The 15,865-nt window shown below is 65.9% G+C and carries 12 protein-coding genes; 7 read left to right on the top strand and 5 right to left on the bottom strand.

All coding sequences use genetic code 11. The features are described 5' to 3' along the window. The 4 genes from A5636_RS01325 to A5636_RS01310 all read left to right on the top strand — a co-directional run. Positions 1-1,071: acyl-CoA dehydrogenase family protein (locus A5636_RS01325; protein ID WP_065156905.1), on the top strand; the 1,071-nt coding region annotated here is incomplete at its 5' end. A gap of 190 nt (positions 1,072-1,261) precedes the next feature. Then, positions 1,262-2,416: a PP2C family protein-serine/threonine phosphatase gene (locus tag A5636_RS01320; RefSeq protein ID WP_172827129.1), complete on the top strand. Its 1,155-nt coding sequence runs from the start codon at positions 1,262-1,264 to the stop codon at positions 2,414-2,416. A gap of 74 nt (positions 2,417-2,490) precedes the next feature. After that, positions 2,491-4,032 carry a sensor histidine kinase gene (locus A5636_RS01315; protein ID WP_081287530.1) on the top strand — a complete coding sequence of 514 codons (1,542 nt, stop codon included), beginning with the start codon at positions 2,491-2,493 and terminating at the stop codon, positions 4,030-4,032. Next, entirely contained in the window at positions 4,016-4,456 is a 441-nt protein-coding gene (locus A5636_RS01310) for a response regulator (RefSeq protein ID WP_065156904.1), read from the top strand. Before A5636_RS01315 ends, A5636_RS01310 begins: the two co-directional genes overlap by 17 nt. Positions 4,457-4,464: 8 nt before the next feature. On the opposite strand, the gene A5636_RS01305 is transcribed toward A5636_RS01310, so the two are convergent. The 3 genes from A5636_RS01305 to A5636_RS01295 all read right to left on the bottom strand — a co-directional run bounded on the left by A5636_RS01305 (position 4,465) and on the right by A5636_RS01295 (position 9,109). After that, on the bottom strand, positions 4,465-6,768 hold the full coding sequence (locus A5636_RS01305; protein WP_065156903.1) for a SulP family inorganic anion transporter: 2,304 nt from the start codon (positions 6,766-6,768) through the stop codon (positions 4,465-4,467). A gap of 233 nt (positions 6,769-7,001) precedes the next feature. Further along, positions 7,002-8,180, bottom strand: coding sequence for a CoA transferase (locus A5636_RS01300; RefSeq protein ID WP_065156902.1), 1,179 nt, complete (start codon positions 8,178-8,180; stop codon positions 7,002-7,004). Continuing rightward, on the bottom strand, positions 8,180-9,109 hold the full coding sequence (locus tag A5636_RS01295) for an SAM-dependent methyltransferase (RefSeq protein ID WP_065156901.1): 930 nt from the start codon (positions 9,107-9,109) through the stop codon (positions 8,180-8,182). The genes A5636_RS01300 and A5636_RS01295 overlap by 1 nt, the downstream gene beginning before the upstream one ends. A 155-nt stretch (positions 9,110-9,264) precedes the next feature. On the opposite strand from A5636_RS01295, the gene A5636_RS01290 reads away from it, so the two are divergent. The 3 genes from A5636_RS01290 to A5636_RS27520 all read left to right on the top strand — a co-directional run bounded on the left by A5636_RS01290 (position 9,265) and on the right by A5636_RS27520 (position 13,062). Then, on the top strand, positions 9,265-9,915 hold the full coding sequence (locus tag A5636_RS01290; RefSeq protein ID WP_065156900.1) for a cation transporter: 651 nt from the start codon (positions 9,265-9,267) through the stop codon (positions 9,913-9,915). 349 nt (positions 9,916-10,264) lie between these two features. After that, positions 10,265-11,641: a PPE family protein, SVP subgroup gene (locus tag A5636_RS01285; protein WP_065156899.1), complete on the top strand. Its 1,377-nt coding sequence runs from the start codon at positions 10,265-10,267 to the stop codon at positions 11,639-11,641. Positions 11,642-11,691: 50 nt separating this feature from the next. Next, positions 11,692-13,062 (top strand): PPE family protein, encoded by a 1,371-nt coding sequence (locus A5636_RS27520; RefSeq protein WP_065156898.1) that lies wholly within the window; start codon positions 11,692-11,694, stop codon positions 13,060-13,062. Positions 13,063-13,100: 38 nt separating this feature from the next. Here A5636_RS27520 and ctpC read toward each other — a convergent pair whose 3' ends face one another. Then, positions 13,101-15,284, bottom strand: a complete 2,184-nt coding sequence (gene ctpC, locus A5636_RS01275) for a manganese-exporting P-type ATPase CtpC (RefSeq protein ID WP_065156897.1) — start codon at positions 15,282-15,284, stop codon at positions 13,101-13,103. A 3-nt stretch (positions 15,285-15,287) separates the two neighbouring features. Continuing rightward, positions 15,288-15,569, bottom strand: a complete 282-nt coding sequence (locus A5636_RS01270; RefSeq protein WP_036353197.1) for a DUF1490 family protein — start codon at positions 15,567-15,569, stop codon at positions 15,288-15,290. Positions 15,570-15,865 lie beyond the last annotated feature (296 nt).

The raw sequence follows: 15,865 nt of genomic DNA, 5'->3' as shown, positions 1-15,865 counted from the left end.
ATCGCTCCGCACGCCACCGACGTCGACGAGAACTCCAGGTTCCCGCAGGAGGCCCTGGATGCGCTGAACGCCTCGGGTTTCAACGCCGTGCACGTGCCCGAGGAGTTCGGCGGACAGGGAGCAGACTCGGTGGCGGCGTGCATCGTCATCGAGGAGGTCGCCCGCGTCGACACCTCGGCTTCGCTGATCCCCGCGGTCAACAAGCTCGGCACCATGGGCCTGATCCTGCGCGGCTCCGACGATCTGAAGAAGCAGGTGCTGCCGCAGATCGCCGACGGTACGGCGATGGCCTCGTATGCCCTCAGTGAGCGGGAAGCCGGTTCCGACGCCGCATCCATGCGGACGCGCGCCAAGGCCGACGGCGACGACTGGATCCTCAACGGTGCCAAAGCCTGGATCACCAATGGCGGCAAGTCGGCCTGGTACACCGTGATGGCGGTGACCGATCCCGACAAGGGCGCCAACGGCATCTCCGCGTTCATGGTGCATATCGACGACGAAGGTTTCGTCGTCGGCCCCAAGGAACGCAAGCTGGGCATCAAAGGCTCGCCCACCACCGAGCTGTACTTCGAGAACTGCCGGATCCCTGGGGACCGGATCATCGGCGACCCCGGTACCGGTTTCAAGACGGCACTGGCCACGCTGGACCACACCCGACCGACCATCGGAGCCCAGGCCGTCGGCATAGCTCAGGGCGCTGTGGATGCGGCGATCGCTTACACCAAGGACCGGAAGCAGTTCGGCCAGTCGATCAGCAACTTCCAGGCGGTGCAGTTCATGATCGCCGACATGGCGATGAAGGTGGAAGCCGCCCGGCTCATGGTCTATTCGGCCGCTGCGCGTGCGGAACGTGGCGAGGGCAATTTGGGATTCATCTCGGCCGCGTCGAAGTGTCTGGCCTCGGATGTGGCCATGGAGGTCACCACCGATGCGGTTCAGTTGTTCGGCGGCGCTGGTTACACCGTCGACTTCCCGGTGGAGCGGATGATGCGCGACGCCAAGATCACGCAAATCTACGAAGGCACCAACCAAATTCAACGGGTCGTCATGTCGCGCGCATTGCTGCGCTGACTTTTCTCGATCCGGGCGGAATATCCGAGTCCGACCGCATAGGATCCAGCTGACCGTCCAAGAGATTGAGCCGCAGTCGGGCTGCGGCGCAACGTTCGGGACATCGGTTTACCGGCTGCCCAGGAGAGTGTGAGGTGATCGGAACTTGACGTCGGTCGGTCATTCCATCGCCCCGGCGCCCTGGCAATCGCTGTCCTTGTTATTGGTTGAAGATGACCGCGCCGACGCGGTGCTGGTCGAAGACTTGATCGCTGACGCGGTCGCCAACATCGAGGTGGTGTGGGCTCAGTCCATGGCGCACGCCGAGCGCGCGCTGGCCTCGGCCCGCCCCGATTGCGTCTTGCTGGACTTGAACCTGCCCGACGCCAACGGAATTGACGCTCTGGACCGCATCCTGAAGAGCGATTCCACGGTTCCCATCGTCGTGCTGACCGGCCTCAACGACGAATACTTCGGCGCTTCCGCGGTCGCCGCCGGCGCGCAGGACTATCTGGTCAAGGGACGCGTCGAACCGGAAATGCTGCGCCGCGCTCTGCTCTATGCGATCGAACGTAAGCGTGCCGAACTGATCGCCGCCGACCTGCGGGCCAGCCAGGTCCGCGCTCGGGAGAACGCGCTGCTCGAGCGGGGCCTGTTGCCCTCCCCGTTGCTGCTGGAAAACCCGGGTGTCGACATCGTTGCGCGGTACCGGCCAAGCCGGGAGAACGCTCTGCTGTGTGGCGACTTCTACGATGTTGTGCAAACGCCTGACCGGGTGACCCATGTGCTGATCGGTGACGTTGCCGGCCACGGTCCGGACGAAGCGGCACTCGGGGCGGCACTGCGGATCGCTTGGCGGACATTGACATTCGTCGGTATTCACGGTGCGGCGCAGATGTCGCAGCTGGAGCGGGTGTTGCACGCCGAACGGGCCGGGAACGGCGTCTTTGCCACCGTGCTGAGCCTGGCCATTCCGCCGGGGCCGCCCGGCGACAGTCCGGTGCGCGCGGTCCGCGCGGGCCATCCGGGGATGCTGCTGCACGGGCCCGGAACAGTGGACTGGATAGAACCGCCTTATGGACCTGCGCTGGGCCTCAACGGCAACGACTGGCCGCAGTGCGAGTTGATCCTGCCGGAGGGCTGCGGGTTGCTGCTGCTGACGGACGGCCTCTTCGAGGGATATTCGGGGCAGGGCAACGAACGTCTAGGCGAGGACGGTCTGCTGGCGCTGGCCCGCAAGCACGCGGTGTTGCCGGGCAAGCAGTTCGTGGACGCATTGATCGACGGCGCCCAGCAACTCGCGCAGGGCCGCGGGGGACTGACCGACGACATCGCGGTGGTTCGGGTGGAGCGGACCACCGGGTGAGAAGCGACGCGTCGGGCTCGCTGGACCGGCCAGGGCTGACCGTGCGGGGGTGGCTGGCCCTCGTACTTTCCACTATGGGGCTGCTGGTGCTGATCGGCGCGCTGGTCGGGGCGCTGTTGCTGGATCGCATCGACGAGGAGTCTCGGTCGCTGCAAGACGATATCCAACCGTCGCGCGTATCGGCGTTCCGACTGCAATCGGGGTTGCGTGATCAGGAAACGGGACTACGCGGTTACCTCATCTCTGCCGATCGGCAGTTCCTCAGCCCCTACTACGACGGGCTTCGTACCGAAGCGGCTGCGTCGCAGGAGATCCGGAAACGCCTGAGCCGACATCCCGACCTGATAGCCGACCTCGATGCCATCGAGGCGGCGGCCGCCAAGTGGCGCAGAGATTACGCCGAGCCCCTGATCGCCCGCGTGACCCCCAACACGCCGATCGTCCTGCCGGACGCCATGTCGACCCTCGGCAAGGGCGAATTCGATCATCTGCGAGCGCTTTTCGGAGTGCAAAACGAGCATCTGACCAACGCCCGAGAACACGGTGCGGCCAAACTCGTGCGAATGAGCGACTGGCGTGACCGGATGTTGGGCGCCATGGTGCTGATATTCGTCGGCACGGCGGCGCTTTTGGGACTCCTCGTGCAACGTTCGGTGACCCGCCCGCTCGAACAGTTGGCCGCGTCCTGCCGCCGTATCACCGACGGCCACTTCAGCGAAACGATCCCGCCGCCGGCGCGTCCCGCCGACATCCGCGGCATCGCTGTCGACGTGGAGCGCATGCGGCAACGGATAGTGACTGAACTCGACAGTTCCCGCTCGGCTCAGGCGCAACTGGACGAACAAGCCAGTGAATTGCGGCGGTCCAACGCCGAACTCGAGCAGTTCGCCTACGTGGCTTCGCACGATCTGCAGGAACCGCTGCGCAAGGTTGCCTCGTTCTGTCAACTACTCGAGAAGCGCTACAGCGACAAGCTGGACGAGCGCGGTATCGAGTACATCAACTTCGCCGTCGACGGCGCCAAACGAATGCAGGTGCTGATCAACGACCTGCTCAGCTTTTCTCGGGTCGGCAGGCTGAACACCCGATACGGCGCGGTTGCCCTCGACACCACGCTGGACATGGCGCTGGGCAACCTGGCCGCCGCGAGGGAGGAATCCGGGGCCGAGATAGTGCGCCCCCGGCAGCTGCCCGAGGTCTTCGGTGACTCCACGCTTTTGACCCAGCTCTGGCAGAACCTGATCGGCAACGCGATCAAGTTCCGGCGGGACGATGTCGCGCCGCGCGTCGTCATCGACTGCCGGCAGGGCAGCGCGGGGGACGACGACTTCTGGTCGATCACGGTGACCGACAACGGCATCGGCATACCGGCGGAATTCTCCGACAAGGTATTTGTCATCTTCCAGCGCCTGCACGGTCGCGACGCGTACACCGGGACCGGACTCGGTCTCGCGCTGTGCAAGAAGATCGTCGAGCATCACGGCGGCACGATTTGCATCGACACGACCTACACCGGGGGAACCCGATTCGAGTTCACGCTGCCCGTCGCCACTCGGGACAGCGCGGAAAACCACTTGGCCACTGTAGAGGGAGCAAGCGATGGTGCCGACCGGTAGAGCGATCGATATCCTGCTCGTCGAAGACGACCCGGGCGATGAGTTGATCACTCGAGAAGCGTTCGAGCAAAACAAACTCAAGAACAGGTTGCATGTCGCCCACGACGGCGAAGAGGGACTGAACTACCTCTACCGGCGCGGCTCGTATGAGCATGCGCCGCGGCCCGACCTGATCCTGCTCGATCTGAACCTGCCGAAGTACGACGGTCGGCAGCTGCTCGAAAAGATCAAATCAGACCCCGACCTGTGTCGTATTCCGGTGGTGGTGCTCACGACCTCCTCGGCCGAGGAGGACATCCTGCGCAGCTACAAACTGCACGCCAACGCCTACGTCACCAAACCGGTCGATCTCGACCAGTTCATCACTGCCGTCCGGCAGATCGACGAGTTCTTCCTCCAGGTGGTGCGGCTGCCGCAGAGCTAGCCGATCAGCTACTTCGCGCTGGCTGATTCGACTGTGCCGGCTGATCCTGTGCCGGCTGATCCTGTGCCGGCTGATTCGGTGGGGTGCACAATCCCGTCTTTATCCACCTCGTGCACGTGGACCGTCGCGAAATCGAAGAACATACCCACCACGTGCAGTTTGCCGGCGGCCACCGCCGACGCCAGGATCGGATGGCGGGCAAGCCTTTCCACCTGGACGGCCACGTTGACGATGGCCAGTTGGTCGGCATCGCTGAAGCGGTAGCCATTCGAGGTGGCGCTGGAGCGCGCGGCATGTCCGTCGCGGTACCGGACCAGACTCTCTTCGGCGTACTTTAGCCACCGATCGATGGCACCGGAATGATCGCCGGGCTGATCCGTGGCGTGATCCAGCAGTGCCTGCATTGCTCGGCAGCACGAGTGTCCGCACACGACAACCGAACTCACGCCGAGCTGATTGACCGCGAAGTCGAGCGCCGCGTCCACCGAGCGCTCACCCGGATCGGTGGGAACCAGGTTGCCGACGTTGCGGACGATGTAGAGGTCACCGGGTCGGCTGGCAGTGATCACGTCCGGCAGGATCCGCGAGTCGGCGCAGGTGAGGAACACCGTGTCGGGGTTCGCCGAATCGACCAGTTCCGGAACGTGGTGGTGCAATACGCCGTTGCGGTGATAGTGCTCCACGCCGTGGCGAATCGACGACTCAGCGTCGGCGTGATGGTGGTCCCTGCGCGACGGCCACGGCGCCTCGTCCAGGAATCGGGGCCTGAAGTGCCGCTTCGGCGGACTGCTGTGCGCGGCGGACATGGCGGCGGGAGACGTCTCGCGGATGGTCACCGTGCCGCCGCCGGCCTCGTGGCCGGCCTTCCAATCCGAGATCGCCTCGGAGATGGAGTGGTCGATGTAGTCCGCGTTGAGGTTCAGCGTGACATCGGAGCCCTGCGGCAGAGTCGCGAGCACGCCGGTCAGGCGCGGCATCAGCAGGAAGCTCAGCGTGCCGTCGATGTCGACGCGCCATTTCTTGGCCTCGTCGCCCACCGGCCTGGCCTCGATCGGCGCTCGCACCACCCGAACCAGCAGGAACAGGATCGCGACGCCGAGCCCGATTGCCACGCCCTCGAGCAGGTTGAGGAACACCACGCATACGATGGTGATGATGTAGATCACGAAATTGCCTGTGCGCCAAGCGAGTTGGACGTGCGCCAGCTTGACCAGCTGAGCGCCGATCACGATCAGCAGCCCGGCCAGCGCCGCTTTCGGGATCAGTTCCACCAGATTGGTGAACAGCGAGGCGAACAGCAGCACCCACACGCCGTGCAGGATTGCCGACATCCGGGTCCGTGCACCGGCCGCGACATTGGCCGAACTGCGCACAATGACGCCCGTGATCGGCAAACCGCCCAGCAGACCGGACAATACGTTCGCGCTGCCCTGGCCGATCATCTCGCGGTTGAAGTTGGTGCGCGGGCCGCTGTGCAGCTTGTCGACGCCGACCGCACACAGCAGCGATTCGACGCTGGCAATCAGGGCGATCGTCAGGACGCCTACGACGATGGCGCTGATCTCGTGCGTCCAGGGCTGACCGCCGGGGCTTTTTTCCGCCAGGTGGGGGAGGCCGATGGCGTCGAAGAAGCTACCCGACAGATTGATGCGCTCGACGTCGAGTCCGACGAGCTTGGCGAGTACGGTCGCCAGCACGATGGCCACCAGCGCGCCAGGAATCATGCGCAATTTGGGCGGCAACTTCCCCCACGCAAGCAGAATGCCGATCACCGTTCCGCCGACGATCACCTCGTGCAGTTCGTGATGCAAGATGCCGTTGGGCAGTGCCACCAGGTTCTCCCAAGCCGAGCTGTGGGAGGTTCCGCCGACCAGCACGTGGATTTGCTGCAGCACGATCGTGATGCCGATGCCGGCAAGCATGGCGTGCACCACCACCGGGGCAATGGCCAGGGCGGCGCGCGCCATCCGGCTCACTCCGAAAAGGATCTGTAATGCCCCCGCCGCCGCGGTCATGATGCACAACATTTCCCAGCCGAGATCTTGAATCAGCTCGGCGACCACCACGGTCAGACCCGCAGCCGGGCCGCTGACCTGCACCGCCGAGCCGCCCAAGGTCCCGGCGACGATGCCGCCGATGACCGCGGCGATCAGCCCCGCGGCCAGCGGAGCCCCCGAAGCGATCGCGATGCCGAGCGAGAGGGGCAATGCGACGAGGAAGACGACCAGCGAAGCCGGCACGTCGTAGCGCAGATTGTCGCGGATTCGGTGGGATTGGGGCGCCGTGTCGGAACTGTTGACAGCGCTGCTCATAGAACTCCTTGGGCCGGTCCTGCAGACCCTTCCGGAACGTCGTTAACGGAGTGGGTCGTCTGGGTGTCCGCCGGGCGTCGGAAGGGGAGCGCATATTTGCGGCCAGCAAATATATGAATCCCACCTCGCCGTACGTCCAAATACTCCCCGCAGGTGTGGCCGCGCGCAAAACCCAACGCTGATTCATTAGTAATTCAAAGAAAAAGAGAGTTTAAGACCGGCGACCAAGTCAGTTAGGCGAGAAACTGCTCGTTGTGTTGACCGGCGGCCGGGGGCAGCTCGGCGACCCGGGCATCGAAGGTGGAATAACGCGCCGGGGTGCGGATCACCGTGACGGCGTCCTCGCCGCTGCCCACTGCTAACGCGAGGTCATTCTCGGCAAAGAGTGGCGTATCGACCACCTGTTTCCAGGTGTAGGCCAGGCAGGCCATCAGGCCCGCTTCCTGCAACAGCTCGACCCATTCGTCGGCGGTCTTGGCGGCCAGCGCGGATTCCAGCTCGTCGGTCAGCTCGGGATAGTTGATCGCCCGCGATCGCTGGTCGGCGAACCGCTCGTCGTCGACCAGCTCGGGTCGACCGATGACTTCGCACAGCTTGGTCCAGTGTTTCGGAACGTATGCGCTGATCACCAGATATCCGTCTGCGGCCTTGAAGGCATCAGACGGCTGGGTGGCAAAGCCCACCCCCCGGCGCTTCTTTGCCGGCGGCGCCACGGGCTTCGCAGGAGCCTGCCCGGCGCTGGGCTTGTTCAGGTGGATGGTCAGCTGATTGGCCTGCAACCCGACGGCGACGTCGTACATCGCGACCTGCACGAGGTCGCCCACGCCGTGGCGTTCCCTGTTGAGCAGAGCCGCCAGCACCGCCTGGGCCAGCACGTGGCCACTGGCGTTGTCGACCAACTGAAATGGAATGATCTGCGGTTTTCCGGTCGGCGTGGGCATGCCGGTGCTCATGCCGGCCTCAGCTGCCACCATCAGGTCGACCCCCGGGCGGGTGCCATTGGGTCCGTTTCCGCCGAACGCGCTCAGCCGCGCGTAGATCAACCGGGGGTTGCGCCCCCGCAACTCGTCGGGCCCCAGGCCCAGCCGTTCCATCACGCCGGGTCGGAATCCTTCCAGTACGACGTCGGCGGTGTCGGCCAGGCGCAGTATCTGCTGTTTGGCTTCGTCGGTGGTCAGGTCAACCGCCACCGACTTCTTGCCCCGGTTGTTGGGCAGAAAATAGGTGGCCAGCGGCGGGCGGCCGGGCAGCACCGAGGTGAGCCGCCGGGACTGCTCGCCGCCGGGGGCCTCGACCTTGATGACCTCGGCACCCAGGTCGGCCAGCACCTGACCGGCCAGCGGACCGGCGACATTCTGGGTGAAATCGAGTACCCGGAAACCGTCCAGCGGTTTGGGGGCGTTGTTGGGCATCAAATGCGCCTTCCTGGATGCAGCACCGCAGTGCAGTAGTAGTTCTGGGTGAACAGGGTTTCGTCGGCGGAGTTGTCATGGGCATGGGGCCGGAATCCGTTCCCGACGAGCAACTCGTTGAGTGCCGTGCGCGTCACCCGCCAGCCCTGCCCCGCCAGGTAGGTTGCGACGTCGTTGCGGTCGCCGGGGTAACCCAGCCGGTCCATCTCGACGTCCAGGCCGTGTTCATACCACCGGGCGAAAATCGCGTCGTAGAGCTCACGGCTGGCGGGGGCGCTGAAGAACACCTCGGCTACCAGTCGGCTGCCGTCGGCGCTGAGCGCGGTGACGTTGGCCAGCAGCCGGTCCTGGCCCTCGGGTGGCAGATAGCCGAAAAGTCCCTCAGCGGTCCACGCGGTGGGCGCTTCGATGTCGAATCCGGCTTGGCGTAACGCCAACGGCCAGTCCTGGCGCAGGTCGATCGGGACCGCGCGCAGGTCGGCGCCCGGTGCAGCGCCCAACCCCGCGAGCGTGGCGGTCTTGAAGTCCAGAACCTGCGGCACATCAATCTCGAAAATCGTGGTCCCGGTGGCCCACGGCAGCCGATACCCGCGCGCGTCGAGGCCTGAGGCCAGGATGACCACCTGGCGCACCCCGGCCGCCTGCGCTTCGGCCAGAAAACCGTCGATGTAGCGGGTGCGGGCGGTCTGCTGGTCGGTCATGCGTTGCATTCCCCAGGGCGCATCGGGGAAGTCGACTTGGTCGGCGTCCAACTCGCCGCAGGCCCAACGGGTGAAGAACTCGATGCCGACCGCGCGGACCAGCGGCTCGGCAAATCGGTCGTCTATCAGGGCTGCTCGACTGGCTCGGGCGCGTCCGGCGGCCACCATGGTGGCCGTGGCGCCAACGCTGGACGCCAGGTCCCAGGTGTCGTTGTCGGTGCGCGCCATCCGGGTTCTCTCTTCCGCGAGCTACTGGTTAGACACATTAACCAGCCGCCGACTACGTCGAAAACGGGGTTTATGCGCTGAATTCGCCGAGATTGCGGGCTTGTGGCCGACACGCAGAACGTCGTCGACGCGTTCGGCGCCGCTAGCATCATGGAATGGAAATCGCGGCCCACTCCCACGCGCCGGCGACGTCGGGAGCGACGGACCCCAACTGGCAGCGCAACGTGCGGTTGGCGCGCCGGTTGGCCTGGGTCAGCTTGGCGGTGCTGCTCGTCGAGGGCGGGGTCGGGTTGTGGGAAGGCCTGACGGTCGGTTCCATCGCGCTGACCGGGTGGGCGTTGGGCGGCGGGTCGGAAGGTCTGGCCAGCGCGATGGTGATCTGGCGTTTCAGCGGCGATCGCGCCCTCTCCGAGACGGCCGAACGGCGGGCACAGCGCGGCGTCGCAGTGTCGTTCTGGCTGGTGGCGCCGTATGTGGCAGCCGAGTCGGTCCGCCACCTGCTGAGCGGCGAGCACGCCGACACGTCGCTGCTCGGCATCGTGTTGACCGCGCTGGCTTTGGTGTTGATGCCGATTCTGGGCCGGGCCAACCACCGCCTGGGCGCAAGACTGCATTCAGCGGCCACCGAGGGCGAGGGGACGCAGAACTACCTGTGCGCCACCCAGGCCGCCGGGGTACTGATTGGGCTGGCCGTCACCGCGGCCTGGCCCGGCGGGTGGTGGATCGACCCGGTGATCGGGCTGGCCGTCGCCGGCATCGCCGTGTGGCAGGGCGTGCGCGCCTGGCGAGGCCAGGACTGTTGCTGACGTTTCTGGATAGCCCGTGACTCTGCGTTAAGGGCGCGGTCCACTCACACTTTCTCGCCCTGGCCGCAGAGTCAGCGGAAACTCTCGCCCTGGACGCAGAGTCAGCGGAGAGGCACGTGCGGGCCGTATCGCCGCGATGTAAATGCCTGGCGGCCATTGTTGTTCGGTCCGTGCCGTACCCCCACGTATGAGCAGGATATGTGTCCGATATGTCCTTACTGCTTCGGCGGGCACGGCCTGCGTAGGCGATGTAGCGTGGGCTCTTTCGTGGCGTGGTCATCGGGGGCGCAGCACCACGCGCGGCGCGACGACTTCATTCCGGCCAAGGTGCTTGAGGAGCAACGTAGCCATGGATTTCGGCAGCTATCCGCCTGAGATCAACTCGGCCCGTATGTTTGCCGGTCCTGGGTCAGGGCCGTTGTTGGCCGCGGCCGAGGCGTGGGGCGCGCTTGCCGGGGGACTGCATTCGGCGGCGAGTTCTTACCTAGCGGCGGTATCGGCATTGACCGCTGGTCCCTGGTTGGGGCCGTCGTCGGCGTCGATGAGCGCTGCAGCCGCGTTGTATGCAGAGTGGTTGCGAGTCACCGCCACTCAGGCCGAAGAAACTTCCGCTCAGGCCGAGGCCGCGGCGGCTGCCTACCAAGCAGCGTTTTCGGCGACGGTTCCGCCACCGATGGTGGCGGCCAACCGCAGTCAGCTGATGACGCTAATCGCGACAAATGTCTTCGGAATAAACACCCAGGCGATCGCAGCCACCGAAGCAGAGTACGCGGAGATGTGGGCCCAGGACGCGGCGGCGATGTACGCCTACGCAGCCTCGTCAGGCTCGGCGACGGCGCTGACGCCGTTCAATCCACCCAAGCAGACCACTAACCCAGGCGGCCTGGCTAATCAAGCCGCCGCCGTCGAAGCCACCGGCATCGCGGAAAGCGGTGTCCAGCGAGCCCTCGCCGCGGTGCCCGGCGCGCTGCAGGGCGCAGCGGCCCCGGCAGCGGCCGCGGAGGACCCATTGCTCCTGCTGGCCTTGCTGGCCGACGTGTCCGCCGTATCAGCGGCCCTCGCTACCTTGGGTCTCGGTATGCCTGCCAGTGCACTCGGAGTGGTGAATTTTCCGGTGGCGGTCTACGGCACCCTGGTGGGCATTCACAGCGACGAGATCCTCAGCGGCTGGAACGGTGAGGAGCCCTTTCCGGGCACCGGGGCGGTGCCTGCCAAGCCGTTCCCGGCGCCGCTGCTCAACTTGCGGTCGGGCACGGTGCCGCCGGCGAGTCTGTCGGCCGGGCTGGGTGAGGCGAACACCGTCGGGGCGCTATCCGTGCCACCGGCGTGGACCATCGCCACCCCGGCGGTGCGACCCGTCGCGTTCACGCTGCCGGCGTTGAGCGAAGCCGCAGTGAAGGTCACCGCCGCACCGGCCGCGGAAATCAGTTCGGGCAGCACGCTCAGCCAGATGGCACTGGCGGGCATGGCAGGGCGGGCCACGGCCGGAATTGTTGGCACGGGTGGGGGCAAGGCGGGCAAGAAAGCGGCCACGCGCGCCAGAACCGCGGCGACCGCCAGCGGCAATGCGGAGACTGGCGAAGACGGCGAGGCGCCCAATGGCAAGCCTCGGACTGTGGTCACCGGAGTCGCGGCCGAGTTACGCGAATTCGCCAAGCTCCGCGACGAGGGGATTTTGACCGACGAGGAATACACCGAGCAGAAGAACCGGCTGCTCGGTCGCTGAACTCTCCGTCTAACAAAAGCGGCGGCCGTCCAAAAGAGGTATGCGCAGCAGTGGATTTCGGAATCTATCCGCCGGAGGTCAACTCCGGTCGGATGTACACCGGGCCGGGGCCGGGGCCGATGCTGGCTGCTGCGCAGGCCTGGGACAGCTTGGCCGACGAGCTGTATACGACGATCTCCGGATATCAGTCGGTGGTGTCCGAACTTACCGAAGGGGCTTGGTCGGGTCCGTCGTCCGCGGCGATGAGGGCAGCGGCCGGGTCGTATGTGGAATGGCTAAGCGCCACCGCTGCGCGGACCGAGCAGACCGCTGCCCAAGCATGGACGGCGGTCGCCGCTTACGAAGCGGCGTTCGCAGCCACGGTGCCGCCACCGGAGATCGCCGCCAACCGCAGCCTGCTGGCAGCACTGGTGGCGACTAACTTTCTGGGACAGAACACACCGGCGATCGCGGCCACCGAGGCGCTTTACGCCGAGATGTGGGCGCAGGACGCCCTGGCGATGTACAACTACGCAGCTTCGTCAGCAGCAGCGGTCGTGCTGACTCCGTTCACCTCCGCGCACCCGAACACAGACCCGGGTGGGACGGCTGGCCAAGCCGCCGCGATCAGCCAGTTCGGCAGCTTCGCCGGCAATGTTCAAGATGTCATATCAGTTGTGCCGCAGGCGTTGTCCGCAGTCGCGTTACCTGTCCAGCTCGAACAAATCGAGATTCCACTCAGCGTGATCGCGCTCCTTATCAGTGCACCGACTGACGCAGTGGGCGTTTTCGGGGTTATACCGGCAGATGTGATCGGCTCGTTCGCGGATTTCCCGTTCGGCACGTTCACCACTATTTCCGGGGTCGATGACGATGAGACTTTCAGCGGCTGGAACGGGACGGAACCCTTTCCGGGCGCCGGACCGGCACCTGTGCAGCCGTTTCTGGTTCCTCTTCCCGGATTAACCCCTGGCGGCATTCCTGCACCGACGATGTCAGCGGCCTTCGGCGGGGCGAACATGGTCGGAACATTGACGGTGCCGCCGAGCTGGACCCAAATGACTGGTGCCGCAACCGAAATTCGTCCGACCGCGCTCACCACACCGCTGTCGAGCACGAGCGCGGCAGCTGGCCCGGCAGCTGAGTTAGGCGCGGCAAACGCGTTGAACCAGATGGGAACTGGCGCATTGGCGGGCCAGGCTATAGCCGGCGCACCTGCTGTTGCGAACGTCGAGAAGAACGCCGGGCCGGTGTCGCCCACCGGCCGCACCGAGGACGCGCCGGCCGACGACGTCGAGGCCTTGCCTGCGCCGCGGACCGTTATGACCGGCGTAGCCGCCGCTATCCGCGACCTCGCCCATCAGCGTGCCGCTGGGCTGTTGAGCGAACTGGAATACACCGAGCAGAAACAGATCCTGCTCGAAATCTCGTTCGGGCCATAGACATTCGGCGAGCGACGAACGCTCATCCGCAAAACGGCTCAGTCCAGCCGGTAGCGGATCAGCCGCGAACTGTTGGCCACCACGGCCACCGATGACGCGTTGTGCAGGATCGCGGCCAGCACGGGCGACAGTGCACCACCCGCCCCGATCAGCAACCCGGCGGCGTTGACGGCGATCGACATCCCGTAGTTCTCCCGAATGACATCGACCGCGCGAGAGCCGAGGTCGCGGACATCGAGTAGGCGGTGCAGGTTGTCGTTGGCCAGCGCGACATCGGCGGTCTCGACTGCGACGTCGGTTCCGGCCAGCCCCATCGCAATGCCGATGTCAGCTGCCGCCAGCGCAGGCGCGTCATTGATGCCGTCGCCGACCATACCGACGACGTAACCTTCCTCCTGCAGGCCGCGCACCACCTCGAGCTTGTCTTCAGGCATTACCTCGGCGCGCCATTCGTCAATGTTCAGCTCGTCGGCGACCACTTCGGCGATGTCGGGATGATCGCCAGTGAGCATCACGATCCGGCGCACCCCGTTGGCGCGTAGCCGGGCCAGCACCTCGGCCGCTTCGGGCCGCACCTCGTCGCGCAAACTGATCAGGCCCACCAGCTTGCCGTCCACGGCCAGCAACAGTGGCGTCTCGGCCTGGGCTCGCAGCTTGGCGACCCACTCCGAGGCCTTCTTGGAAACCCTGACCTTCTCGGAGCGCAACAGCCCCGGACTGCCCAGCAACAGGGTGCGGCCGTCGGCCCAGGTCCGCATGCCCAGCCCGACCAGCACCTCGCACTCTTCGTGCGGCGGAATGCTGATGTGGCGTTCCTCCGTCGAGCGGATGACGGCCTCGGCAAGCGGGTGCCGGGAGTGGATCTCCGAGCTCGCTGCATAGGCCAGCACCTGCTCGGGCTCCCAATCCTTCTGTAGGGAAACGATATTGGTCACCACCGGCCGCCCGACCGTGAGCGTTCCGGTCTTGTCGAACACGATCGCGTCCACCCGGCCGGCCTGTTCGAGGTGGGATCCGCCCTTGATCAGGATGCCGCGCCGCGCGCCGTTGCCGATCGCTGCGCTGATCGCCGTCGGGGTGGACAAGCCGACCGCGCACGGGCAGGCGATCAGCAGCATCGTCATGGCGCGCCGGACGTCACCGGTGATCAGCAACGTGATGGCCGAGACGATGAACGAGGTCGGTACGAAGCGGCGGGAGAAGTTTTCGCCGACGGTCTGGATCGGGGCCCGATCGTGTTGCGCCTCTTCGACTCTGGTGATGATGCGGCCGATGGTGGTCTCGTTGCCGACCGCCTCCGCGCGCACCACCAGCCGCCCGCGCACCACCACCGAACCCGCGTGCACGCGGGCGCCGGTGGTGACGCTGACCGGCAGATTCTCCCCGGTGATCGCGGACTGGTTGACCACCGCCTCGCCGTCGACCACTTCGCCGTCGACCGGGATTGCGACGTGGTCATGCACCACCACTTCGTCGCCGATCTGCACGGTGTCGATGGCCACCTGCACTTCGGTGCCCGCGTCCGGACCTTGCGTCAGCCGGACCCAGGCGGTGTCCTGGTTGCCGCGCAGCAGCTCCGAGATGGCCCGCCGGGTACGGCGCAGCGTCAGATCCTGCAGATACTCCCCGATATTGAGCAACCACAGCACGGTCAGCGCGACGACGTTCTCCCGCAGGATCAGGCTGGCCACCGTCGCGGCCGAGACCAGGGCGTCGGTGCCGAGTTTGCCCGAGCCCACCGAGCGTAAGGCGCCGCGAAGGAACGGGTAGCCGGTGAAGATGGTGACACCGGTGGCCACCACCCGCCCGCTGGGACCGAGCAAAGGTGGACGGGCGAACACGTAGCGGCGCACGCCGAGCAGCACCAGCGCGGCACCGCCGATCACCATGCGCAGCACGTCGGCGTTACGAATCTCCGATGATTGCGGCTCGCGCATCGGGATCAGCTCTGCGGCGACATGGGCGGCGTCGCTGATCGCCGTGAGCACCGCGGCGCGATCGCATCGGCGGGGTGAGTACCAGACCACCACGCTGCCGGTACGCGGGTAGGCGTGCACCACGCGAACGCCGTTCTCTTTTGCGACGGCTTCCTCGACGGCAACCGCGCGCCGCGAGTTCGAGCGCAGCCAGTCGACTCGGACCCGCATACGACCCGCGGCGTCCGAAACTACCTCGAGAGCAGAGTCCGTTGGTTCGAGGTCCGGCACCAGCGCGAGGGCCATGGATCAGTGATCGTGATCGTGGACGTCGCCGACGGCCGGGGTGGGCGCCTCTTCGCCGATGCGTTCGCGCGCTTCTGCCATCACGTCGGCGATCTTCAGCCGGGCGGACTCCGCGGCGACTTCGGCCTTGCGGGTGCCGCGCAGCCCCAGTTCGGCGCCTTTGACCGCTGTCTCATGCAGCGGTGCCTTCTTGGCGGCCTTTTTGAGCACCTCATAGGCGGTCACCCCGGCCAAACCGGTGATCACTGTCGAAGCCGCCTTCGCCAAAAGCACCTGCACCGCCATCACTCAACCTTCCGTGTAGTCGTCGCCGTTGCCGACGTTAACATCGCGATATCGCAATATCAATATGTATTGGGGGTGGGGCGTCTTCGTCGGTGCGAGCGTGGCTTGTCCGCGGGCGCCCATTGCGGCCCTTGCCGGCGAGCGTGCACCAAATGCCAGTGCCGACGGCGTGTCGCCGTACATGTGTGCACGTTCGCGCCCGAGCGGGCGTCGCCGCGAGCGGCCCTTGCCGGCGAGCGTGCACCAAATGCCAGTGCCGACGGCGTGTCGCCGTACATGTGTGCACGTTCGTGCCC

Origin of the sequence: Mycobacterium asiaticum (genome assembly GCF_001673315.1) — a bacterium.
GTDB lineage: Bacteria > Actinomycetota > Actinomycetes > Mycobacteriales > Mycobacteriaceae > Mycobacterium > Mycobacterium asiaticum_B.
The sequence above is the reverse complement of the archived record's forward strand: the minus strand, read 5'-3'. Positions and strand labels throughout refer to the sequence as shown.

Coding starts and splice junctions, on each gene's coding strand:
- A5636_RS01315 (WP_081287530.1), top strand. CDS start 2,491: ATGGGGCTGCTGGTGCTGATCGGCGCGCTGGTCGGGGCGCTGTTGCTG.
- A5636_RS01310 (WP_065156904.1), top strand. CDS start 4,016: ATGGTGCCGACCGGTAGAGCGATCGATATCCTGCTCGTCGAAGACGAC.
- A5636_RS01305 (WP_065156903.1), bottom strand. CDS start 6,768: ATGAGCAGCGCTGTCAACAGTTCCGACACGGCGCCCCAATCCCACCGA.
- A5636_RS01300 (WP_065156902.1), bottom strand. CDS start 8,180: ATGCCCAACAACGCCCCCAAACCGCTGGACGGTTTCCGGGTACTCGAT.
- A5636_RS01295 (WP_065156901.1), bottom strand. CDS start 9,109: ATGGCGCGCACCGACAACGACACCTGGGACCTGGCGTCCAGCGTTGGC.
- A5636_RS01290 (WP_065156900.1), top strand. CDS start 9,265: ATGGAAATCGCGGCCCACTCCCACGCGCCGGCGACGTCGGGAGCGACG.
- A5636_RS01285 (WP_065156899.1), top strand. CDS start 10,265: ATGGATTTCGGCAGCTATCCGCCTGAGATCAACTCGGCCCGTATGTTT.
- ctpC (WP_065156897.1), bottom strand. CDS start 15,284: ATGGCCCTCGCGCTGGTGCCGGACCTCGAACCAACGGACTCTGCTCTC.
- A5636_RS01270 (WP_036353197.1), bottom strand. CDS start 15,569: ATGGCGGTGCAGGTGCTTTTGGCGAAGGCGGCTTCGACAGTGATCACC.